At 53.9% G+C, this 21,814-nt stretch carries 19 protein-coding genes; 9 read left to right on the top strand and 10 right to left on the bottom strand.

Features of this window, described 5'->3' with window-relative positions; genetic code table 11:
- Positions 1-9: 9 nt before the first annotated feature.
- Positions 10-573, bottom strand: a complete 564-nt coding sequence (locus tag FFI90_RS07000) for a nitroreductase family protein (RefSeq protein WP_144777138.1) — start codon at positions 571-573, stop codon at positions 10-12.
- Between the two features lie 164 nt (positions 574-737).
- On the opposite strand from FFI90_RS07000, the gene FFI90_RS07005 reads away from it, so the two are divergent.
- Positions 738-2,183, top strand: coding sequence for an adenylate/guanylate cyclase domain-containing protein (locus FFI90_RS07005; RefSeq protein WP_144777139.1), 1,446 nt, complete (start codon positions 738-740; stop codon positions 2,181-2,183).
- A 3-nt stretch (positions 2,184-2,186) separates the two neighbouring features.
- Here the strand turns inward: FFI90_RS07005 and queF are convergent, their stop codons facing one another.
- Genes queF through FFI90_RS07020 form a run of 3 tightly spaced genes read right to left on the bottom strand, consistent with a single transcriptional unit; the run spans position 2,187 to position 4,740 of the window.
- On the bottom strand, positions 2,187-3,005 hold the full coding sequence (gene queF, locus FFI90_RS07010; RefSeq protein ID WP_144777140.1) for an NADPH-dependent 7-cyano-7-deazaguanine reductase QueF: 819 nt from the start codon (positions 3,003-3,005) through the stop codon (positions 2,187-2,189).
- 14 nt (positions 3,006-3,019) lie between these two features.
- Entirely contained in the window at positions 3,020-3,793 is a 774-nt protein-coding gene (locus tag FFI90_RS07015; protein WP_144777141.1) for an ABC transporter permease, read from the bottom strand.
- Positions 3,790-4,740, bottom strand: coding sequence for an ABC transporter ATP-binding protein (locus FFI90_RS07020; RefSeq protein WP_144777142.1), 951 nt, complete (start codon positions 4,738-4,740; stop codon positions 3,790-3,792). The genes FFI90_RS07015 and FFI90_RS07020 overlap by 4 nt, the downstream gene beginning before the upstream one ends.
- A 231-nt stretch (positions 4,741-4,971) precedes the next feature.
- Here FFI90_RS07020 and FFI90_RS07025 point away from each other — a divergent pair, with 231 nt between their 5' ends.
- The gene (locus tag FFI90_RS07025) at positions 4,972-6,117 is read left to right on the top strand and encodes an organic solvent ABC transporter permease (protein WP_144777143.1); all 1,146 of its coding nucleotides are present in this window, start codon (positions 4,972-4,974) and stop codon (positions 6,115-6,117) included.
- Here FFI90_RS07025 and FFI90_RS07030 read toward each other — a convergent pair.
- From FFI90_RS07030 to FFI90_RS07040, 3 genes are all read right to left on the bottom strand, one after another.
- Positions 6,107-7,417, bottom strand: a complete 1,311-nt coding sequence (locus FFI90_RS07030; protein ID WP_144777144.1) for a cyclic di-GMP phosphodiesterase — start codon at positions 7,415-7,417, stop codon at positions 6,107-6,109. The genes FFI90_RS07025 and FFI90_RS07030 overlap by 11 nt on opposite strands.
- A gap of 196 nt (positions 7,418-7,613) precedes the next feature.
- Positions 7,614-8,069, bottom strand: coding sequence for a hypothetical protein (locus tag FFI90_RS07035; RefSeq protein WP_246123376.1), 456 nt, complete (start codon positions 8,067-8,069; stop codon positions 7,614-7,616).
- A gap of 152 nt (positions 8,070-8,221) precedes the next feature.
- Positions 8,222-8,494 carry a PilZ domain-containing protein gene (locus FFI90_RS07040; protein WP_144777146.1) on the bottom strand — a complete coding sequence of 91 codons (273 nt, stop codon included), beginning with the start codon at positions 8,492-8,494 and terminating at the stop codon, positions 8,222-8,224.
- A 218-nt stretch (positions 8,495-8,712) separates the two neighbouring features.
- Between FFI90_RS07040 and FFI90_RS07045 the strand changes: the two genes are divergently transcribed.
- Both FFI90_RS07045 and FFI90_RS07050 read left to right on the top strand, forming a co-directional pair.
- The gene (locus FFI90_RS07045; protein WP_144777147.1) at positions 8,713-9,729 is read left to right on the top strand and encodes a Fe(3+) ABC transporter substrate-binding protein; all 1,017 of its coding nucleotides are present in this window, start codon (positions 8,713-8,715) and stop codon (positions 9,727-9,729) included.
- 132 nt (positions 9,730-9,861) lie between these two features.
- Positions 9,862-11,550 carry an ABC transporter permease gene (locus FFI90_RS07050; protein WP_144777148.1) on the top strand — a complete coding sequence of 563 codons (1,689 nt, stop codon included), beginning with the start codon at positions 9,862-9,864 and terminating at the stop codon, positions 11,548-11,550.
- Positions 11,551-11,558: 8 nt separating this feature from the next.
- Here the strand turns inward: FFI90_RS07050 and FFI90_RS07055 are convergent, their stop codons facing one another.
- The gene (locus FFI90_RS07055; RefSeq protein ID WP_144777149.1) at positions 11,559-12,050 is read right to left on the bottom strand and encodes a thioesterase domain-containing protein; all 492 of its coding nucleotides are present in this window, start codon (positions 12,048-12,050) and stop codon (positions 11,559-11,561) included.
- Positions 12,051-12,179: 129 nt separating this feature from the next.
- Positions 12,180-13,847 carry an AMP-binding protein gene (locus FFI90_RS07060; RefSeq protein WP_144777150.1) on the bottom strand — a complete coding sequence of 556 codons (1,668 nt, stop codon included), beginning with the start codon at positions 13,845-13,847 and terminating at the stop codon, positions 12,180-12,182.
- Positions 13,848-14,085: 238 nt separating this feature from the next.
- On the opposite strand from FFI90_RS07060, the gene FFI90_RS07065 reads away from it, so the two are divergent.
- From FFI90_RS07065 to FFI90_RS07075, 3 genes are all read left to right on the top strand, one after another.
- Entirely contained in the window at positions 14,086-15,060 is a 975-nt protein-coding gene (locus FFI90_RS07065; RefSeq protein ID WP_144777151.1) for an ABC transporter substrate-binding protein, read from the top strand.
- A 75-nt stretch (positions 15,061-15,135) separates the two neighbouring features.
- Positions 15,136-16,038 (top strand): ABC transporter permease, encoded by a 903-nt coding sequence (locus FFI90_RS07070; RefSeq protein ID WP_144777152.1) that lies wholly within the window; start codon positions 15,136-15,138, stop codon positions 16,036-16,038.
- A gap of 9 nt (positions 16,039-16,047) precedes the next feature.
- On the top strand, positions 16,048-16,842 hold the full coding sequence (locus tag FFI90_RS07075) for an ABC transporter ATP-binding protein (RefSeq protein ID WP_144777153.1): 795 nt from the start codon (positions 16,048-16,050) through the stop codon (positions 16,840-16,842).
- Positions 16,843-16,894: 52 nt separating this feature from the next.
- Here the strand turns inward: FFI90_RS07075 and FFI90_RS07080 are convergent, their stop codons facing one another.
- Positions 16,895-17,713, bottom strand: coding sequence for a DUF6160 family protein (locus tag FFI90_RS07080; RefSeq protein ID WP_144777154.1), 819 nt, complete (start codon positions 17,711-17,713; stop codon positions 16,895-16,897).
- Positions 17,714-18,330: 617 nt separating this feature from the next.
- Here FFI90_RS07080 and FFI90_RS07085 point away from each other — a divergent pair.
- Both FFI90_RS07085 and FFI90_RS07090 read left to right on the top strand, forming a co-directional pair.
- Positions 18,331-20,469 (top strand): adenosylcobalamin-dependent ribonucleoside-diphosphate reductase, encoded by a 2,139-nt coding sequence (locus FFI90_RS07085; RefSeq protein ID WP_144777155.1) that lies wholly within the window; start codon positions 18,331-18,333, stop codon positions 20,467-20,469.
- A gap of 28 nt (positions 20,470-20,497) precedes the next feature.
- Positions 20,498-21,196, top strand: coding sequence for a TSCPD domain-containing protein (locus FFI90_RS07090; protein ID WP_144777156.1), 699 nt, complete (start codon positions 20,498-20,500; stop codon positions 21,194-21,196).
- Positions 21,197-21,814 lie beyond the last annotated feature (618 nt).

Consider the following 21,814-nt stretch of genomic DNA (forward strand, 5'->3'; position numbering starts at 1 on the left):
ACTTGCTCCTTACAACGGCCAGCGGGCGACAAACTCGGCCAGTTCCGGCCTGGGAACTGCGGGTTTGGTGCACGATACGGTGCCGGTGTAGAGAAAACCGATGACAGACTCCCCCTTTTCGAGGCCAAGCCCTTTCAAAACCACCGGATTGTAGACCAGCTCGCCTGTGCGCCACATAACCCCAAAACCTGCATCCTGTAATGCCAACGCAAGAAAGCTCATACCCGCTCCGGCTGAGAGTATCTGTTCAACTTCGGGTACCTTTTGATGCTTTTTGGGTGCCGCAATGCCAACAATAATCATTGGAGCACGTTGTGCTTTATTGCGTATTACCTCCAGCTTCTTTTCGTCGGTCTTACCCCTCATATCAGAGTAACCAGCGGCAAGCAGCTCACCCAAGGCGTTCAGGCCATCACCTTCGATCACCAGATAACGCCACGGGCGCAACAAGGCATGGTCCGGTGCGCGAGCGGCACAGGCGAAGGCCCGGTCAAGTGTTGAGGCATCGGGAGCCGGGGCTTCCAGCCGTGGCTCAGATGCCCTGTTGAGCAAAAAGTCAGTGACTGAACTCATATCGATAACTTCCGTCTGCTGAACTCTGGTCGGGTACTACTCGAACAAGACCAGTGAATTGTGGGTTCTACGTAATGCTGTTAACCTTTAGTCGTACTATCAAAACTGCTCTTCATAACACAAATAAAACTATACGGTTCCAGCGCAATGAGTGATCAGCGTACATGATGAGTGCTCCGGCAGATCTGCGCAATGCCAGCACCAGCGTAGGAAAGTCTCTCGCTTCCGAGGCCCTGAACAGTCCGGTTGTCATCCCCCCAATGCCAGACTACAACGGGCGCCTGCTGGCTTACACGTCAGCTGCCGTCATTATCGCTGTGGGCGTTTTGCAGGGCGCATTCCAGGAATGGAATCTTTGGTTGATTGGCGGCGCACTGATCTGGCCGCATATTGCACACTTGCTTACCCGACGTACGTTTCTGCGAAACTCTCCCCGCATTCGCCAGAAAATGCTCACGGCCGACTGTGTTATTGGCGGTGGCCTGATAGGCTGCATTGGGCTGGTTGCCATTCCGTCGATTTCAATAGCATTGATGTTGATCTTCAGCGGCCTGATCATTGGCGGCATCCGTCAGTGGCTGATCAGTTCCACCTTTATGGCATCTACTATTCTGGTGTTCTTCGCCGTGCTGGGCCCCGCAGACTCATTCCAGTCGCCATTGCTTACCAGCATGTTGTCCATTTTAGCTACGGGTCTTTACATCTGCGTTACGGCGTTTTATTCGCATCAGCAGGCCCGCGCGCTCATGCTGGCAAAAACCCAGATACAAAACCAGCGCGAACAATCCATTGCGCTTTCCCATAAGCTTTCAAAGTACCTTTCACCTCAGGTATGGCAATCCATCTTTACCGGGGAAAGGGACGTTCGCCTTGAAACCCAACGCAAAAAGCTCGCGGTTTTCTTCTCCGACATAAAAGGCTTTACCGAGCTTTCAGAAGAAATGGAGCCGGAAGCACTTACCGAACTGCTCAACCACTACTTCAACGAAATGGCCGAAGTGGCCCTGAGGTACGGCGGCACCATCGACAAATTTGTCGGCGATTCCATCATGATTTTCTTTGGTGACCCCACCAGTCGCGGCCAGCGGGAAGATGCGTTTGCCTGTGTATCCATGGCCATCGATATGCGCAAGCACATGAAAATCATGCGCCAGAAATGGCGCAGCCAGGGCATAAAAACCCCACTCGAAATCCGCATGGGCATCAGCACCGGCTACACAACCGTGGGTAACTTTGGCGCTGAAAACCGCATGGATTACACTATTATCGGCAAAGAAGTGAACCTGGCCAGCCGGTTGGAATCCCTAGCCAAACCGGGAGAGATCCTCGTTTCCTACGAGACTTTCTCATTGATCAAAGACCGGATCATGTGCCGTGACAAAGGCGAAATTACGGTGAAAGGCTTCGGCAAACCTGTGCCCATTTACGAGGTTGTGGATTTCCGCAGGGATATGGGCCCGAACCGGAGCTTTATGGAGCACGAGCACAGCGGCTTCGCTATGTATCTTGATTCCGACAAGATCACCGAGGGCGAGCGCCACAGTATCCTCTGCGCATTGGAAGACGCCGTAGACCGTCTGCGGCGTGAAGAAGATTCCGCCCGCGAATGACCTTTATTGGCGAATCAATCGTGGGCCAACCTGCTCTTCAGGCTCTGTACTGCGCCACGGGTTAATATCCAGACCGCCACGGCGCGTGTAACGAGCGCAGACTGTCAGGCTTTGCGGTTTGCACCGGTTCAACAGATCCGTAAACAGTGTTTCTACGCAGTGCTCATGAAAATCCTGCTTCTGTCGAAAACTCACGATATATCTCAGTAGCCCCGCACGATCGATAGCAGATCCGGTATAGCTGATCAGCACCGTGCCCCAGTCCGGCTGGCCAGTCACCGGGCAATTACTTTTCAGCAAGTGCGAACAAAGCTGTTCGGTTACCACAGGGCCGGATGCGTTCAGCGACTCCGGCGCATAGTCATACACCACATCTTCAACCGGCTCGTTATCAATCAACTCATAGCCTGACGGGCGCCCGATGGCAGTATCCGAATCGTCAACACTCAGGAAGCGAACGTTTACCGCAGCGCCGCTGGCACTGGACAGGTCCCCTGTGATGGTTTCAGCAACCTGATCCGCAGACGAGAACACCGTCTGGTTCAGAGAGTTCAGGTACAGCTTGAGTGACTTGGACTCAATAATTGACGGCGAGGCTGCCGGAAACCGGATTTCCGCCCAGGCCAGATCCGGTATTCCACCAGGGCGCAGCCAGGAGATTTCCCAGGCTTGCCAGAGATCGCCCCCAAACCAGGGCCAGCGGCCGTCTTCAAGCCCAATGCGGCGGCGGTTTTCTTCACGCGCCACCGGGAATAGCAGAGCTGGATCATAACGATCCGGGTAATCGCTGGCTTTGCCAAGCGGTGCATTATCGAGGGCCATAGTACTTCCTGACATCAGTGGCGTATGCCCTTCCCGCGCGCCAACAACTTAAGCGCAATAAAGGAAAGCACAGCTATAAAGGAGAGAATCATACCAAGGGACACAAACGGATTTACATCAGAAACACCGAGTATGCCAAACCGGAAACCATTCACCATATACAGAATCGGATTGATCATAGACACGCCCTGCCAGAATTCAGGCAGCAGATCGATGCTGTAAAATACGCCGCCAAGATACGTAAGCGGTGTGAGAACGAACGTCGGCACAATGGACACATCATCAAACTTGGTGGCCAGCAGCGCGTTGATAAAACCGCCTACCGAAAACAATGCAGAGGTAAGAAACACGGTAACCACAACCATAGGCAGGTTATGAATCTGCAAGCGCGTAAACGCCAGCGACAACAGAGTGACAATTACCCCTATTCCCAAACCACGAGCCATACCCCCGGTCACATAGCCCGCAAGGATAATCCAGTTGGGCACTGGCGATACCAGCAATTCTTCTACGCTGCGCTGGAACTTCATGGAGAAAAAAGACGACACCACGTTGGCGTATGAGCTGGTAATCACAGCCATCATGATCAGCCCTGGCACGATGAACGACATATAGTCGAAACCGCCCATCTCACCAATTCTGGAGCCGATCAGATTTCCGAAAATGATAAAGTACAACGTCATGGTGACAGCCGGTGGCAGCAGGGTCTGCGGCCAGATGCGGGTAAACCGGCGAATTTCCCTTAACACAATCGTGATGTAAGCGGTGAACAGCGCATGAGCACTCATTTTCTGCCCTCCGTTACCGCTTCTGCAGCCGGTTCATTCTGTTCCACCATACGGATAAACAATTCTTCCAGCCGGTTTGCTTTGGTGCGCATACTGACCACTTTTATCCCTTGCTGTTGCAACTGAATGAACACATCGTTGAGCACCTGCCTTTTGTGGACATCCACTTCAAGCACACCTTCATCATCCAGGCGGCATGAGAAACCGTCCAGTTCCGGTGCTCGCTCCAGTGCCGCATCCGAATCCAGGAGAAACGTCTCAAGACTGAGCTGCTGCAGCAATTCCCGTTTACTGGTGTTCCGGATAATACGGCCGTGATCAATAATGGCGATATTCCGGCACAGAGCTTCTGCTTCTTCCAGGTAGTGCGTGGTCAGGATAATGGTGGTGCCCTGTCGGTTCATTTCCTCCAGAAACGACCACATGGAACGCCGCAGCTCAATATCCACGCCGGCCGTAGGCTCATCCAGAATCAACAACTTAGGTTCATGCACCAGGGCGCGGGCAATCATCAGCCTTCGCTTCATGCCACCAGACAGCATCCGAGCCGGTGTATTGCGTTTATCCCAGAGCCCGAGCTTTTTCAGGTATTTTTCAGCAGAGACGGCTGCCTTCTTCAAAGGAATCCCGTAATACCCAGCCTGAATGGTGACAATATCAAACACCTTCTCAAACTGGTTGAAGTTGAACTCCTGGGGCACAACGCCCAAGTGGAGTTTGGCATCAGAAAGGTGGGTATCAATGTCGTAGCCGAACACGCTCACCTTGCCGGCAGACTTGGTCACCAGAGAACACACAATGCCCAACGTAGTAGATTTGCCGGCGCCATTCGGGCCCAACAAAGCAAAGAAATCACCTTGCGCCACTTGAAGATCGATTCCCTTGAGAGCTTCGAACCCACTGCCATAGGTTTTAGTAAGCCCCTCAATTTCCAGCGCATTGGTCATAACAGGTTCCGATTCGAAAAAGCGATGTTCAGGAGACACACATTTATTGAGGCTCCTACGTTTTTTTCAAGGCTTGAGTTCGGCTTTGCAGGTACCGGCAAATCTGCAAACTGCGACAGGTATCCCGATATAGCCCGGTACGGCTCCCTATAATGCGGTTACAACAACTTACAATTGGCCGCCCACTGCCACTGCTGGCACGGCCCGAACCCAGGGAATGTACAACGAACCATGGCTGCCGCTCACCACACCCGCCCACTGCTTACGTTGCCCCAAGCGTTTCTGGTTGCACTTTTTATAAGCCCGCTTCTTTCTGGTTGCGGCGGCGACAGCGACGGTAACGGTCATGATACGAGCACAGGAAAAGTGAACGCCCTGGGTATCAGCGGGTTGTCCTACCAGACAGCGAGCCAGTCCGGCAAAACAAATGCCTACGGCCAGTTTCAGTACTACCCGGGGGAAACGCTGAGCCTCCGGGTTGGTGACCTGCTCATCGCAGAAGGTGTTCCTGCACAGGAATGGGTAACGCCGCTTGAGTTCTCACCGGATACCCGGGCACAACTCGCAACACCCTCTGTTGACGATGAAGGCCTCAGCACCCATACGATTACCGAGCAACAGCTTATTACACGCATACCGGTAACCAATCTCGTCCGCTTTCTCATCGCATTGAACTGGACTGAAAACGTTCGGGAAGGCACCGGTATCGAGATTCGAAACCGGGTTATTCAACAGCTGAACGCAGCATTACCCAATCTCACCAACCCTATCGATTTTACAGTCAGCGAAACCGAGTTTAACGCAGGCGGCAATAACCCGTCTCCCGCCAACCAGCTCCTTGCCGCTATTTGCTTTTATCCGGAAGGAGATGAGTTATGCGAAGAGCCTCCAACCGAAGACGCCATCAACAACGCGCCTGAGCGCCCTGAAAACGATGAAGATTGGGATCCGGACGTTGATTACAAACAGGATTTGCAGGCCAAAAGACAGCGAATTCTTGAGGCGATTCGTTCCATGGAAGAAGTGGATGCAGAAGATGCCCGGCGGTATCTGACGCGGGAGTTGAACGCCATCACCACCATCGTTGGAAACCGCTTCTATCTGGACAACTACATAGCCAGGCACTCTGATGCCGACACCAGCATCAAGCAGGTACAAATACGTCGCATCGGAGGCAGTGCTGAGCTATCAGATGTGGAGGCGATAACAACCCGCCCGCAAGATGTGGCTTTGCATTCCTATAACTGGCAAACAGCAAACGTGGAATACTTCGTGGCCGGGCTGGCCGGCGGTGAGTCCGAGATCGTAATCAGTTTTGCGCCAGAAAAAACTTACCGCTGGGTGCGGAAAACCCTTCGGGTTGTAATTATCGACTAATCAAACGGGAAAAGCTCCAGCGCGACTCGGCACCGGTTACGTCGTAACCAGCAGGGTCCAGACCCGCGGTTCCGTGGGCAAGGCATTCCTTGATGGCAAGAATTTCTGCCGCTGCGCGGCTTTCGTTGTACTTTGCCAGATCAACAACCTTGGCGGCCTTCAACGGAGCGTGGGAACGGTCCGTCATAACCATTACACGCGGCCACAAACGGCGTTCAGCGGAATGAGAAACCACAATGCCGCGCTGGCCATCTGTTAATTCGACGAGGCTACCCGTTGGGTAAATACCTATCGCGCGGATAAAGCTTTCTACCAGATCCCCCTGAAACTCAATGTTTCGCATATCGTAGAGCAGGGTCACAGCTTTTGCCGGTGTCATCGGCTCAGCAAGACGTTCTCTGGGTTCGATGAGTGTTTCAAAAAACTCCGCAAGCCCAGCAATCTTGGCTAGCAGCGGTATTCTGTCTCCACGAATACCTTCTGGAAAACCCGAGCCGTTGTGTCGTTCACGATGGCCCTGCACAACACTCAGAACCGCCCGGGAAAGACCGCTGTCTTCGAGCATTGCCATACCCTTTTCAACGTAGGTACGGTAAAGAGCATATTCTTCCGGGCCAAGCTGCCCCTCCCGTCTAAGCAGGTCAGCCGATAATCTGGTTTTGCCAACCTGGGATAACAGGCAACCCAGGCCGAGGTGATTCAGCAAGCCTTCATTCAATCCCAGTTGGCGCCCGCAAACGAGCGCCCAAACAGACGTATTGAGTGCATGCCGGTAAACATGATCATCGTGTTGCTTTATACGGCTCAACCAGAGCAACGCATCCGGTTGGCGGATGACACTGCGCACCATTTTATTGATAACTGCAGCGACCGGCCGGAGGTCCCGTATTTCCTGAGTGGCAACGGATTCGTAAAGGCCCTCAAGCGCAATACCTGCATCTTCCAGCAGATGTTGCGACGTCTTCATTTCCCGTTTCAGCGTGGTGACCGTCTGATAGGTGACAGGCTCCCGAATACTGAGCGGAGGAAGGTGCAGCTCTTCCCTGCCTTCTCCTCCGCGTCGGCTTTTTGTGCCGAAGGTCGAACGAACAATTTTGGTAGACTCAACAGGATCCCGGGTTTCCGCAATATCGACAAAGACCCACTTGCAGTGCGCCAACAAAGCACGAATATCGTCCTGGGAACGGATGTGGAACCCTTGAATAGGGAAAGGTGTCTGATGCCACGGCCGATCAAGATCGGACACAAACATGCCAACCACCAGATCATGTACCGCGATTTTCCTTTGACAGACGCCCACGCTTCCCTCCTGAATACGCATTTTCGATGTCTATCATTTTTAAATGATTAACGGGAATAGTCCATTACAATTTCGTAGCCAAGAGTAACGCGACCAAGACAAACCGTAACGATAACCTTCAGCCCGAAACAAATTGTATCAATGTGACCTGTGTCACATTGAAAGACTGAACCTCATCACTCTTGTTCACTCTCAATCAGTCAGCGCCACACGCAGAGCGATCAAATTTTGGCGGGCGAGCTTCCAGCGCACCACGCGGCGTCTTGCGAGTGTATACCGTGTAGGGCACTGCCGATGCGCGGATGTAATCCACATTCACCTCACCCTTCCCCTCGCCTTCTATAGCGGAAACCGGTTCGCAGGCCACCAGTAGCTCCAGCTGCCCGGATATATCGGCAATTCGGGCACCGGGATCGGAAGGATTCACACTCATGCACAGGTCATCAGAGTGCGCCGCATCATCACTCGCAACCACCCGGTCACGTCCGCTCACTGCACAGGCACGGATACCCTCGCCACACTGTCCGGCCTCGGCGTGGCTGCTGTCGTAAAGCTGCCAGTCTCGTTCACTGCATTGGGTTTCAAGGGTTAACGGGGTGGCCCGGTCAGCCGCAAACCACCAGCCGGGGTATTCGGCACTGTGCCAGGACAAACGGATTGTTCTTGGCTCTCCCCGGGAGTTTTCGGCAGGGAACATAGCGTAATGAGAATAATAAGTAGCACAGCCAGACTGAATCATAAGCAGCCCGGCTAAAGCCAACAGGCAGGAAGTGCTTTTGCAGGATCTGACCATTCTTGAGGCAATCATGAGTCGCCAAACTGGAAACCAAAACCATCGATAGTATTTCGAACAACTACCATATCCAGCACCGGTGCCTCCACGGGCAACCCTTGCACCTGAACCTTTACTTTGTCTCCCAGCTCGGGCGTGAACGGCTCATTGTCCACAACAATGAAAACACCACCGTCTGATATATCCCGGGTCGAGAAAACAAACTCCCCAAGCTGCTCATGTGTGACTTTTACCTTGGCACTCATCGCTGTGCGAAAGTGCTCCCTGCGATCATCTACTGCCATTGGCGAAATTCCACTGCTTTGCTGAAGGCGCATGTTTTTATTGGAGATATTATTTTATAGAGCATTTCAGAGAATAACACCACTTTGCCTCATGTATCCCAAAGGTAATATTGACTTCACGCGAAACACAAATGAGAATGGTTGGCGTTTTGAGTCGCCTGTGAATATCATCTACGAATACAGGCGCAAACCCGATCCAATCACCGAAGGATGGCACCATGCGTATGAAACTCGCCGCAACAGCGGCAATTGCCCTCACCGCTCTCCCCCTCGCTGCCTCTGCAGACGGCGAAGTTAACATCTACTCCTACCGCCAGGCGTATCTTCTTGAGCCACTGCTGAATGCGTTTGAAAAAGAAACCGGCATCAAGAGCAACGTAGTATTTGCCAAACAGGGTCTGGCTGAGCGTCTGGAACGCGAAGGCCGCAACAGCCCGGCAGACGTTGTAATGACCGTGGACATCTCACGGCTCAACGAACTGGTTGAGCGGGATCTGGTTCAGGGTGTCGACAACGATGTGCTGGAAGAAAACGTTCCGGAAAACCTGCGCCATCCGGATGGCAAGTGGTTTGGCCTTACAACCCGCGCCCGCCTTATATACACCTCCAAAGACCGTGTGGAAGAGGGTGAAATCACCACGTACGAGCAGCTGGCCGACGACAAATGGGATAATCGCATCTGTACCCGCAGTGGCAAGCACCCGTACAACATTGCACTGATCTCCTCAATGATCGCGCACCATGGCGAAGCCGAAACTGAAACCTGGCTGCAGGGCGTGAAAGACAATCTGGCCCGTAAACCCCAAGGCGGCGACCGCGACCAGATCAAGGCAATTTCAGAAGGCGTATGCGACGTATCCATCGGCAACAGCTACTACTACGGCAACATGCTGCAGGATGAAAGCCAGCGCCCGGCGGCAGAAGCAGTTCGCCTGGTGTTCCCGAATGCCGATGGCCGGGGTACCCACATCAACATCAGCGGTATTTCGCTGACCAAAAGCGCTCCAAACAAGGATAACGCCATCAAGCTGATGGAATTCCTGTCGTCTCCGGAAGCCCAGGGTATCTACGCCACGGCTAATACCGAATACCCTGCAAACCCGAACGTAACGCCTACCGGGCTGGTTGCGGAGTGGGGCAAGGTCCACCCGGACAGCCTTTCGCTGCAAGTTATCTCGGAAAACCGTAACGCGGCAGTCAAACTGGTTGACCGTGTAGACTACGACGGCGAGTAAGTGCCTCAGCGAGGGTGGCGATGCCGCCCTCGCTCTCTCCTTTTATCAACCCCACAAATGATTCCAGTCATTGCAGCGGCCATTTGAGCTGACTACAATCGACCCCCTTTTTAATCCAATGACAGGAACCCTATGAGCGAGGCTGCGACCAGCGTTAACCCCGGGCTTACCCAGCCCCTGCTGGCAAAGCGCACCTCCCGCCGCTGGCTGTTCAGCGCCATCCTCACCACAGCCATCGTTGCTCTGCCCGTTCTGTCTGTTATTTTTCTGGCCTTTTTCCCTGACGAAAACATCTGGCCGCACCTGCTGGAAACCACCCTGCCCCGTTACCTGGTTACCACCCTGAAACTCATGACGGGTGTTGGCGCCATTACGCTGGTTATCGGCCTGTCTACCGCCTGGGCAGTCACCATGTGTGAGTTTCCGGGCCGCAAATTTTTTGAATGGGCAATGCTACTACCGTTTGCGGTGCCGGCTTATGTGATTGCCTATGTTTACACCAGCCTTCTGGATTATGCCGGGCCGGTTCAGGGTGCCCTGAGAGACCTGTTCGGCTGGGCAAACGCTGCTGATTACTGGTTCCCCGAGATTCGCAGCCTGGAAGGCGCCACGCTGATGCTCGGCCTGGTGCTCTACCCTTATGTTTACCTGCTTGCGCGCGCAGCTTTCCTTGAGCAGTCGCCTTCCCTGTTTGCAGTTAGCCGCAGCCTTGGCCATTCGGCCTTGAGTACGTTTTTCAAAGTGGTTTTGCCCATCGCCCGACCAGCCGTTGCCGTAGGCCTTTCACTGGTGCTGATGGAGACGCTGAACGATTTCGGCACCGTCGACTTCTTTGCCGTGCAGACACTCACCGCCGGCCTGTTCGATACCTGGATGAACCTCGGAAACCTGGGTGGTGCAGCACAGATAGCGACAACCATGCTGGTATTCGTGGTTATTCTTGTCACCCTCGAACGCTACTCCCGGCGGCGGCAACAGCAGTTCGCAGCCAGGGACAACCGCGATCCGATCCACCGCTTTACCATGTCGTTCCCCCGGCAATTGATCTGCGTCGCCGTTTGCGCGGTGCCGGTAATACTCGGCTTCGTAATACCCGGGGTGACTCTCGGCGTCTATGCCTGGGAATACTTTGATGAAAGCTGGAACCCGGATTTTGTGCGCAACACCCTTAACAGCCTGTTTCTTTCAGGAACAGCCGCTCTGACCACACTATTGATCGGTGTCACTCTTGCCTACAGCCGCAGGCTTCACAACACCCGCGGCATGCAGGTGCTCATGCGCCTCTCAAGCCTTGGCTACGCCATGCCGGGCGCCGTGCTCGCAGTGGGTGTTATTGTGCCTCTGGCAGGTTTTGATAACTGGTTGGACAGCCTGATGCGGGATTACTTTGGCTTCAGCACTGGCCTGCTACTGAGTGGCTCGGCCTTCGCCATCGTGTTTGCATACACGGTCAGGTTCCTGGCGGTGTCTGCCGGCAGCGTAGAAAGCGCTCTGCAGAAGATCACGCCAAGCATGGATATGGCGTCCCGATCCCTGGGCAACAGCCCCGGTAAAACGCTGGTGAAGGTGCACCTGCCCATGCTTCGCGGAACATTGATTACCGCTGCACTGGTGGTGTTCGTGGACTGTATGAAGGAGTTGCCGGCCACACTGATACTGCGGCCCTTCAACTTTGAGACTCTGGCTACCTATGTGTACCAGTTTGCCTCTGATGAGCGCCTGTATCACAGCGCACTGCCGGCTCTCATCATTGTGCTGGCAGGTATTGTTCCCATTATTCTTATGAGCCGGTCAATATCCAGCACCCGCTCTATGGCCTGATACCCGCCTTAAAGTTGAGGCGTGATGCGTGAGCGGGCATCCTGAACCACAAACCGACCCTGAAAAACTGCAACCGGATCACCCTGCGGCAGATTGTTAGGCGCGCCGCAGAACACCTCAGTCGTCAGATCCAACCGCCCTTTACCATGCCTTGCCAGGCTCTTTCTGAAGCGCTCAGGAATTTCATCCCCCGGCAACCGGCAGATGGCGTAAAAATCTGAACTAACCGGCTCAAGATAATCAATGCTGCCTGTCTGCACTACAACGCTGCCCTTCAAACCAAGATCGGCAAGCGCCAATTCCGTCACCCCCCAGGCTGCGGTTACAGCAACTGAATACACACTGCCACCAAAGCCGGTGCCTTGATGGTTGCGATTGGGTTCAAGCGGCGCACTCACAAGCAAAGCATTGCCGTCCCACGAATGCAGTTCAATTCCGAGAGCACGGGAAAGCGGAATTTCCTCATGTATGCGCCTCTGGAATGCGGAAAGCTGAGTCATAAACTCCTCCTGATATAAGCTAATTCTAGGCGCGCTACCCGCTTTCCCCAATGCGACTAACGTCTGCTCTGAAACGACACAAGCCCGGCGTAGCCGGGCCTGGTCTGAGCATGAATAACAGCTTTTGCGTTATTGCCAGAGAACCTTCTGGCGCTTCGCATACCACTCGTTAACCTTACCTTCGTAGGCGTCTTCCACAACGTTTCGCTTGAGCTTAAGCGTTGGGGTCAGGAAGCTGTTCTCGATCGTCCATTCATCACTGACGATAATAACAAAGGCCAATTGCTCGTGAGGATCTACCGTTTTGTTCACACTGGTTACCAGTTCGGCGAAACTCGTTTCAAGTTCCTTTCGGAAGCCTCCATCACCGGCTTTCGGCCGTATTCCCTCAGCCAGCTGGATGATGGCGAAGGGCTGAGTCTGATTGGCCCCGGACACACACACCATCTCGATTGACTGATGCGCCATCAGGCGGTTCTCAATGGGCGCTGGGGAAATGTATTTGCCCTTGCTCGTTTTGAACATCTCCTTCATCCGGCCCGTAATCTTCAGGCGGCCCAGCTCATCAATCTCGCCTTTATCGCCGGTCTTCAGGAAGCCGTCGTCGGTAAACGTTTCGCGGGTTTTCTCTTCGTCTTTGTAGTAACCCACCATGGTGGCGGGGCTCTTGACCAGAATCTCACCCTCAGAGCTGATTTTCGTTTCCACACCCGGCATGGACTCACCCACATAACCGGTACGCGAACGCCCCGGCTTGTTGATGTGGGAGTAAGCAAAATTTTCCGACATCCCATAGCCTTCAAGTAACTCCAGGCCAAGGTTGCGATACCAATCCAGCACATCGCTGGCGAGCGGCGCAGAACCACTACCGGCCAGCTTGACCTTATCCAACCCGAGTCCCTTGAGGACCTTTTTCTTGATCAGCCCACTCACCACAGGGATCTTCAGCAACGTATTCAGCTTCTTCTGCGGCAGCTTCTGGAGAACCCCCTGTTGGAATTTAACCCACAGCCTGGGCACCGAGAGGAACAGGGTTGGCTGTGCGCGCTTCATGTCTTCCACAAAGGTGTCGAGGGATTCCGCAAAGAAGAGGTGAAAGCCTGCGTACAAGGACGCCAGCTCAACAAAGGTTCGCTCGAATACGTGCGCCAACGGAAGGTAAGAAAGCATGCGTTCATTGGGGCCTACCTGCAGAACGTCCATGCCACCCGCTGCAGCGAATGCCATGTTGCGGAAACTCAGCATGACGCCTTTCGGCTTGCCGGTACTGCCCGAGGTATAAACAATCGTCGCGAGCTCATCGGCATCGCGCTCAACCTTTTCTTCAAGCGGCGAAAATCTGGCAACGATATCGTCCCAGGTTTCAAACTCGTTGGGCGGGCTCAGCGGGAAGGAAATGCAGCGAACAGATTCAGGCACGCCGGACTTCATCATGTCCCAGTCATCCAGCTTGCCTACAAACAGAACATCGCACTCGGCGTGGTTCAGCACATAGTTGACGGTGTCGGCATTCAACGTCGGGTACAAAGGGACAGACACATACCCGGCCATCCAGATTGCCCAGTCCGCCATAATCCACTGTGCACAGTTCTTGGAAATCAGGCCAATGCGGCTTTTTTCAGGAAGGTCCAGAGATTTCAGGTACGAGGCTATACAGCGAGCTTCACCTACAGCCCTGCCCCATGTGTATTCCTCTACCTTGCCATCACCGATTGGCTGGGTCATATACAGCGAGTTCGCCTTGGCGCTCTCCCAGTGATAAAGCATATCCAGGGGAAGTTTGTTTGTTGTATCCATGGACCTTCCTTGTTTTCATTATTTGATTTATAACGGCATTATTTAGACTTTAGTAGGGTATTTCAACACATTATCGTTCATCAAAGCGTGACCCGAGCCACCCGATCAGAAACTCCCCAAGGGAATAACCAATCAGGCCAGCTCCAAGGTAACATGCTCTACCACCTGAACAGCGGGGCTGTGATAAACTCTCGCACCTTACACTGCAACTACCGCAACAAACCTCGGAGATGGGCATATGGCCAAGCAAACCCTGCGCACCCTTTTGGGCGCGTCTTTAATGGCAGTGGCAAGTCTTGCACAGGCTGCAGAGCCACGTGTTGTCGCCATTACGCAGATTGTTGAACACCCGGCGCTGGATGCTGTTTATCAGGGCGTAAAAGATGAGCTGGCAGAACGGGGCTATACAGAAGGTGACAACCTGAAGGTTATGCATGAGAGCGCTCAGGGGAATTCTGCCATCGCATCCCAGATTGCCCGCAAATTTATCGGCGACAGCCCCGACGTGATTGTGGCTATCGCAACACCTTCTGCACAAACAGTTGCTGCTGCAGCCCGCAACATACCCGTAGTGTTTGCTGCCGTAACTGACCCGGTTGGTGCAAAACTGGTAAAGAATGCCGAGGCCCCGGGCGCAAACATTACCGGCGTAAGCGACATGCTGCCCATCGATAAGCACCTGGACATGCTGCTGCGCGTGGTTCCTGGCGCCAAGCGCGTTGGCACCGTTTATAACCCCGGTGAAGCCAACGCCGTGTCACTGGTCGAATTGCTTGATGAGCGCCTGCAGGCACGCGGGCTGACACTGGTTAAAGGTGCTGCCACAAAAACCTCCGAAGTGCTGGGCGCAGCCCGCTCCCTGGTGGGCAAGGTAGATGCCATTTACCTGACAACCGACAACACGGTTATCAGCGCTGCCGAAGCGGTCATTTCCGTCGGCGAACGCGCCAAGATCCCGGTTTTTGCAGCCGACACGGCTACGGTTGCCCGTGGTGCCGTTGCCGCAATGGGTTTTGACTACTACGATCACGGCCGCCAGGCTGGCGTAATGGTTGCACGCATCCTCGAAGGCGAAAAGCCGGGCGATATGGCCGTAGAGACCATGGAAAAGCTCGACCTGTTCGTAAACCCCGAAGCGGGCGAGCGCATGGGTATCACCCTGTCGGATGATGTGATTGCCGAAGCCGCAGAAGTCGTAAAAAGCGACAAGTAACGCCAGACCTACACGGGCGGGCTCTGAATACCTATAAAGAGCCCGCCCGTTTTTATTTCACGGTGAACCTTACCCATGCTCAGTGATATTGCACTTTATGGCGCAATCGAGACCGGCCTTATTTACGGCCTGGTTGCGTTCGCTATCTATCTTTCCTTTCGCGTACTCGATTTTCCCGATCTGACCGTTGATGGCAGCTTTCCGCTTGGCGCTGCCGTTGCAGCCGTTCTCATTATTGACGGTTGGGATCCCTGGCTGGCAACGGGCTGCGCCGTGCTCGCCGGCATGGCCGCCGGTGCCGTAACCGCCATCCTTAACGTAAAACTGAAGATTCTGAACCTGCTTGCTTCTATCCTCACGATGATTGCCCTGTACTCAGTCAATCTCCGGGTTATGGGCCGACCGAACATAGCGTTGCTTGGCGAAGACACGGTACTTACGCCCTGGTATTCGCTGGACCTGCCCTATCATCAGGTGCCGGTGCTGCTGTTTGTGATTGTGATCTTCGCGTCCCTGATACTGCTCTGGCGCTTCATGAAATCTGAAACCGGTCTCGCCATGCGCGCCACCGGTGCCAACCCCCGAATGGCCCGTGCCCAAGGCATTGCCACCGGCGCCATGATCATTCTGGGTGTCGCAGTATCCAATGGCCTGGTTGGCCTCGCCGGCGCACTGTTTGCACAAAGCCAGGGCGCAGCCGATGTCACCATGGGTGTGGGCGTTATCGTTATCGGCCTGGCCTCGCTGATTGGTGGCGAAGCCGTGATCACACCCTCAACGGTTGTGCGTGCCCTGATCGCCTGCGTGGTTGGTGCCATTATCTATCGCCTGGCGATAGCCTTCGCCCTGAACGCAGATTTTCTTGGTCTGCAAGCGCAGGACCTGAACCTGATAACCGCCGTTCTGGTTACCCTGGCCATTGTCTTGCCCGGTATCCGCAGTTCCGTGGTTGGCAAACTTACACGCAAGAAAGCCTGAGGAGGCACTATGATCAGCGCAACCGATCTGCGGCTTACCTTTGGTAAAGGCACGCCGCTGGAAAACCCCGCTCTCCGGGGCATGAGCCTTACAGTTAATCAGGGTGAGTTTGTTACCGTGATTGGCAGTAACGGCGCCGGCAAGTCCACCTTCCTGAACGCTCTGGCGGGCGAAGTGATCGTGGATAGCGGCACCATTGTTGTCGACAACCTGAACGTGACCAAGCTGCCTACCCATAAACGGGCAGACCGAGTGGCGCGGGTGTTTCAGGACCCTCTGGCTGGCACCTGTGAAGGCCTGAGCATTGAAGAGAACCTTTCGCTTGCTATCAAGCGCGGCCAGCGTCGTGGTTTGAGTACGGCGGTAAAAAAGCAGTACATGGACCAGTTCCGGGAAAGTCTCTCTTCCCTGAACCTCGGGCTTGAAAACCGCCTCGGTGACAAGATGGGCCTGCTCTCCGGCGGTCAACGCCAGGCCGTGAGCCTACTGATGGCAAGCCTTACCCCATCTGCCATTTTGCTGCTGGATGAGCACACTGCAGCACTGGACCCGAAAACCGGCGCCTTCGTGCTCGCGCTTACCACAAAAATCATTGAAGAGCAGAAACTGACCGCTTTGATGGTGACCCACAGCATGAAACAGGCACTGGAAGTTGGCTCCCGCACGGTAATGCTGCATCAGGGCCAGGTGGTGTTTGATATTGCAGGCAAGGATCGCGAAGGCCTGGAAGTAAAGGACCTGCTGGAGCTGTTTGAAAAGCAGCGCGGGCTTTCCGTGGATGACGACAGCTTGCTGCTCAGTTAACGAAAAAGCGGGAGCCTGGTGGCTCCCGCTTTTCTTACTGCACCAATCTTTCCTAGTGACCGTAGATACGCATTGCGGTATCCGTGATCGCCAGATCGTCTACAAAAATACTGCCAATTGACTGCTGCCCAATAATCAGCTCATCTATCCCAACGTCCGCACGGAACGATGGCATATCAATCGCCAGAGACGAAGCGCCGTTAGAGAACCGCGCACCTTCATAAATATAGAGATCCACCTCAGCAAACAAATCCAGCGGGCTCGGGAAAGTACGGTCGTAATCAGCACCGGTAATCTGCATGCCGCGAACGCCAATTGCCAGGAACGGCACATCAAATTGCATGGTTTCAATCGCGAATGCCGTTCTGACGCGCATAACGTCGGATCCGGTATCGATATGGATCGAGCCACGCCCCATCAAGCCTTCTGCAAAGAAGTTATCAATCAGATCAGTGTAATTGTTGCTCCCGTCAGTAGCCGACAGATACCAGGCACCCGTGGTAATCCGGAAATCCACCGCAGCGAAGTTTGTCGGCACAATATTGATGGCAGCATCGCCATCAGCCAGCACATCAATATCAATGCGGATGTTGTCCAAACGGTCATTGGCAGACGGCCCGCCAATCCCGTTAAACCCGAAGAAGTTCGTTCTCTCGGCACCTCCGATACTGATGTTCTCTATGGCCAGGGCGCCTTCATCTATATAGAGGAAGCGACCAATATCGATCTTTGTTTCAAGCTCAATGCTCACACCCACCTGCCCCGTGATGTTACCCATCACGAAATCATCCAGGCTTTGTATCTCCGCCATGGCAGCAGGTGGAGCCCCAGCAATACACAGCGCCAGCAATGTAGGTTTCAGGCCTTTCATTGTTATGTTCCTTGTTATCGTTGTTATCACATCCTGTGGGCCACCTCGGTATTCGACGCCACACCAGCACTTTAGCGACACGTGTATTCCGAGTACGTGCAGATGTCACAAATCATGTGACCCTGGCAACAAAACCGCGTATTTCCGTATAATTTTTGATCACAATATGTAGTGATTATGAACTTCCCGGCCCAAGCCCCGGATTTGCGGCTGTTTTCATTCTTGCAAGCCATTTCCTCATTGATTTTCTTTGCCAGAAGCAGCTTATCAATAGTTCCACTTAAATTCACAAAACACTATATCCTGTTATACTCTTCGAAAATAAGCCCACATATAGGGCCAGAGACTTCACAGCTCACCTGCAGCAAGGCAGGTGCACAAGCGGACAGAGCCGCGCAGGCACCCTCAAACAGGGTGTGATCAGGGTTGATTAGAGTGCGATCACCGGGGAACGCAGCAGTTTCCCGGCTTTACACGTGCACTATATATAGTGGTTTGAACAACAGCCTTGAATGCAAGAGCGCGAGCGCAGGTTTTGCAACGTTTTACAGGGATATGGCACCGCCGAAAGAGTGCCATCGACAGACAACAGACATACTTGAAGATTGAGGGTAGCAATGAACGCTAAGGCAGAGGCAGTGGTTACATCGATTCCGATGCAGGAAACTTCGCTCGACATCTGGACCAGCAAGTACCAGCTGAAAACCAAAACAGGCGAAGCCGTAGACAAGGACATCAACGCCACTTATCACCGCGTTGCCGTTGCTCTGTCGCAGGTGGAGAACAAAAATGTGCGCGCCGAGCACATGAAGAACTTTGCATGGGCGCTCAAGAATGGCGCCATTCCCGCTGGCCGGATTACCTCCAACGCCGGGGCCGAAGCGCACAAGCCTGCAACCTCTACCATCAACTGCACCGTATCCGGTTCCGTTCAGGATTCCATGAACGACATCCTGGAGAAAAACCACGAAGCAGGCCTCACCCTCAAGGCAGGCTGTGGTATCGGTTATGAATTCTCTACCCTGCGCCCCAAAGGTGCTTACGTAGCCGGCGCTGGCGCGACCACATCCGGCCCGCTGTCGTTCATGGATATCTTCGATCGCATGTGCTTTACCGTGTCTTCTGCCGGTGGCCGCCGCGGTGCCCAGATGGCCACGTTTGATGTTCACCATCCGGACGTCATCGATTTCATCCAGGCCAAGCGTGAAGACGGCCGCCTGCGCCAGTTCAACCTTTCCCTGCTGATCACCGAAGACTTCATTGAAGCCGTTCGTAACGACAGCGACTGGCACCTCTCCTTCCCGGTTACCGAGAAGGAAGTTGAAGAAGAAGGCCTGGATCTCAACGACCCCAGCCAGTTCGTGTATCGCGATTTCCCAATACTGGACGGCTACGTAGTCAACGAAGAAGGCAAGGTGGCGTGCCGTATCTACCGCACCCTGAAAGCCCAGTTCATCTGGGACACCATCATGACTTCCACCTACGACTACGCAGAGCCTGGCTTCATCCTGATCGACAAGGTCAATCAGATGAACAACAACTGGTTCTGTGAAGACATCCGCGCCACCAACCCCTGTGGCGAGCAGCCCCTGCCCCCTTACGGCAGTTGCCTGCTGGGCTCTGTGAACCTGACCAAGTTTGTGGACTACCCGTTCACTGATAAAGCCAGCTTCAACTATGAAAAGTACCGCAAGGTTGTGGGCATTTTCACCCGCATGCTGGACAACGTAGTAGAAATCAACGGCCTGCCCCTGGCCGAGCAGCGGCACGAAATTACCAACAAGCGCCGCCACGGCATGGGCATTCTGGGCCTGGGTTCAACCCTCGCCATGCTGCGCATGCCTTATGGTTCGGCAGAGTCTGTGCAGTTCACAGAAGACGTTGTACGTGAAATGGCCGTAGAAGGCTGGCGCCAGTCGCTGTCTCTCGCAGAAGAGAAAGGCGTAGCCCCGATCATGAACGAAGACTTTGAAATTACCCCGAAAATGATGGGCAAATGCCCGCAACTGTCGAAAGACGGCTACAAGCTTGGCGACAAACTGCCAGGCCGCGTACTGCACGCCAAGTACAGCCGCTACATGCAGGAAATTGCCAAGGTTGACCCCAAACTGGTTGAACAGTTGGCAGAGAAAGGTGGCCGCTTTACCCACCACACCTCCATTGCACCGACCGGCACCATCAGCCTGTCGTTGGCCAACAACGCCAGTAACGGCATAGAGCCAAGCTTCTCGCACCATTACGCCCGTAACGTAATTCGCGAAGGCCGCAAGACCAAAGAAAAAGTCGACGTGTTCTCCTTCGAGCTGCTGGCCTACCGTCACCTGGTTAACCCCGGTGCCATGCCCTTCTCAGACGAAGAAGACAAAAAACTGCCCAGCTACTTCACCACATCGGATGACGTAAGCCCGGCGCAGCACGTAGACATCCAGGCCGCCGCGCAAAAATGGGTAGACTCCTCGATTTCCAAAACCGCGAACGTACCAACCGACTTCGCCTACAAGGATTTCAAGAGCATTTACCTCTACGCCTACGACATGGGCCTGAAAGGCTGCACCACCTTCCGCTTTAACCCGGAAGCCTTCCAGGGCGTACTGGTAAAAGAAACAGACCTTGAAAACACCCTCTACGAGTTCACCCTCGACGACGGCAGCAAAGTGGAGCTGAAAGGCAACGAACAGGTAGAGTACGATGGCGAGATGCACACCGCCGCCAACCTGTTTGACGCGCTTAAAGAAGGCACCTACGGAAAGTATTGATCCGGAACACCGACACAGGACAAAAGACATGACAGTGAAAATCAGCAACAAAATCGTCGGCTACCGGGTTAAGAAAGCCGACACCAGCGCACCCAGTGAACAGCAGGCACCGGCACAACCGGAAACCCAGCTCGTTAAAATGAACGAGTACATCGAGCGGCCAGACTTTCTTGTAGGCACCACCTACAAGATCAAGCCGCCCGTGGCTGAGCACGCGATGTACATCACCATTAATGACATCCTGCTGAACGAAGACACAGACCACGAAAGCCGGCAGCCGTACGAAGTGTTCATCAACTCGAAATCCATGGAGCACTTCCAGTGGGTAATCGCCCTCACCCGCGTAATCTCTGCGGTATTCCGCAAAGGCGGCGACCTGACCTTCCTGGTGGAAGAACTGCGCTCCGTATACGACCCCAACGGCGGCTACTTCAAGAAAGGCGGCGTGTTCATGCCGTCTCTGGTGGCTGAAATCGGCGCGGTTATCGAGAAGCACCTGAAGGCCGTAGGCCTGATGGAAAGCGAGGAAATGAGTGAAACCACCAAGCGCATCCTCGCCGAAAAGCGTGCCGAGTTTGAAGCCAACAACGCCAAAGCCACCAACGACGACAAAGCCGGCGACTTCCCGCCCAACTCCACCATGTGCGGCAAGTGCAGCACCAAGGCGGTGATTGTGATGGATGGTTGTGCGACTTGCTTGTCTTGTGGCGACAGCAAATGCGGTTGAAGTGAGTGATTGACAGGTAAACAGGAAGGCCCGGAGTTTGCGCTTCGGGCTTTTTTTATGACCGCATTCGCTGGTGTTAGGTATTCGGGCGACCGCTTCGTATTGCGCGGTGATATGACGGTAACCGACGGGGTGGAGCTGGTATAGGCTTCTTCAGTGGCTCCGGCTATGCTTGTTTCATTTTCGGTATGGTTAGGCTGGCGTATGCGGCATCTACCACGGTATCGAATGCCTATTAGCGGAGTTATACGAACGCATTCGCAAAACTCCAAATATGACATGGGAAATGATGCTAACTATCTGATAGGGTTTGAAAGCTGCATCAGGAAGGGCGGAATTATACGCCCATGGCGGGAGCGGGAGTGGCTCAAAAGAGGGCGTATAACTCCGGCGGTAGCCGTGGTAATTGGTGCTCAAGAGTCTGTTTTTTTTAAGAAAATTTTGTTCTTTTGAGCGCGTTTGAATGGAGTTTTACGAATGGGTGATATATGAACTCATTCGTATAATTAGCTGTTAAAGCGGTGGGTTGATTGCAAAGGTTTTCTTGCCGTTTCACCGTAGGTTATCGTCAAAGCACTGTATATGTAAACAGTATCATTTTACGTCTGGAATCCAGTG

It is taken from the genome of Marinobacter maritimus (assembly GCF_007671675.1).
Lineage (GTDB): Bacteria > Pseudomonadota > Gammaproteobacteria > Pseudomonadales > Oleiphilaceae > Marinobacter > Marinobacter maritimus.

What these genes read in the sequence shown, in the direction of transcription:
- FFI90_RS07050 (WP_144777148.1), top strand. Translation starts at nt 9,862, where the DNA reads ATGAGCGAGGCTGCGACCAGCGTTAACCCCGGGCTTACCCAGCCCCTG.
- FFI90_RS07075 (WP_144777153.1), top strand. Translation starts at nt 16,048, where the DNA reads ATGATCAGCGCAACCGATCTGCGGCTTACCTTTGGTAAAGGCACGCCG.
- FFI90_RS07055 (WP_144777149.1), bottom strand. Translation starts at nt 12,050, where the DNA reads ATGACTCAGCTTTCCGCATTCCAGAGGCGCATACATGAGGAAATTCCG.
- FFI90_RS07000 (WP_144777138.1), bottom strand. Translation starts at nt 573, where the DNA reads ATGAGTTCAGTCACTGACTTTTTGCTCAACAGGGCATCTGAGCCACGG.
- FFI90_RS07085 (WP_144777155.1), top strand. Translation starts at nt 18,331, where the DNA reads ATGAACGCTAAGGCAGAGGCAGTGGTTACATCGATTCCGATGCAGGAA.
- FFI90_RS07060 (WP_144777150.1), bottom strand. Translation starts at nt 13,847, where the DNA reads ATGGATACAACAAACAAACTTCCCCTGGATATGCTTTATCACTGGGAG.
- FFI90_RS07080 (WP_144777154.1), bottom strand. Translation starts at nt 17,713, where the DNA reads ATGAAAGGCCTGAAACCTACATTGCTGGCGCTGTGTATTGCTGGGGCT.
- FFI90_RS07025 (WP_144777143.1), top strand. Translation starts at nt 4,972, where the DNA reads ATGGCTGCCGCTCACCACACCCGCCCACTGCTTACGTTGCCCCAAGCG.
- FFI90_RS07020 (WP_144777142.1), bottom strand. Translation starts at nt 4,740, where the DNA reads ATGACCAATGCGCTGGAAATTGAGGGGCTTACTAAAACCTATGGCAGT.
- FFI90_RS07070 (WP_144777152.1), top strand. Translation starts at nt 15,136, where the DNA reads ATGCTCAGTGATATTGCACTTTATGGCGCAATCGAGACCGGCCTTATT.
- queF (WP_144777140.1), bottom strand. Translation starts at nt 3,005, where the DNA reads ATGGCCCTCGATAATGCACCGCTTGGCAAAGCCAGCGATTACCCGGAT.
- FFI90_RS07005 (WP_144777139.1), top strand. Translation starts at nt 738, where the DNA reads ATGATGAGTGCTCCGGCAGATCTGCGCAATGCCAGCACCAGCGTAGGA.
- FFI90_RS07090 (WP_144777156.1), top strand. Translation starts at nt 20,498, where the DNA reads ATGACAGTGAAAATCAGCAACAAAATCGTCGGCTACCGGGTTAAGAAA.
- FFI90_RS07015 (WP_144777141.1), bottom strand. Translation starts at nt 3,793, where the DNA reads ATGAGTGCTCATGCGCTGTTCACCGCTTACATCACGATTGTGTTAAGG.
- FFI90_RS07040 (WP_144777146.1), bottom strand. Translation starts at nt 8,494, where the DNA reads ATGGCAGTAGATGATCGCAGGGAGCACTTTCGCACAGCGATGAGTGCC.
- FFI90_RS07065 (WP_144777151.1), top strand. Translation starts at nt 14,086, where the DNA reads ATGGCCAAGCAAACCCTGCGCACCCTTTTGGGCGCGTCTTTAATGGCA.
- FFI90_RS07045 (WP_144777147.1), top strand. Translation starts at nt 8,713, where the DNA reads ATGCGTATGAAACTCGCCGCAACAGCGGCAATTGCCCTCACCGCTCTC.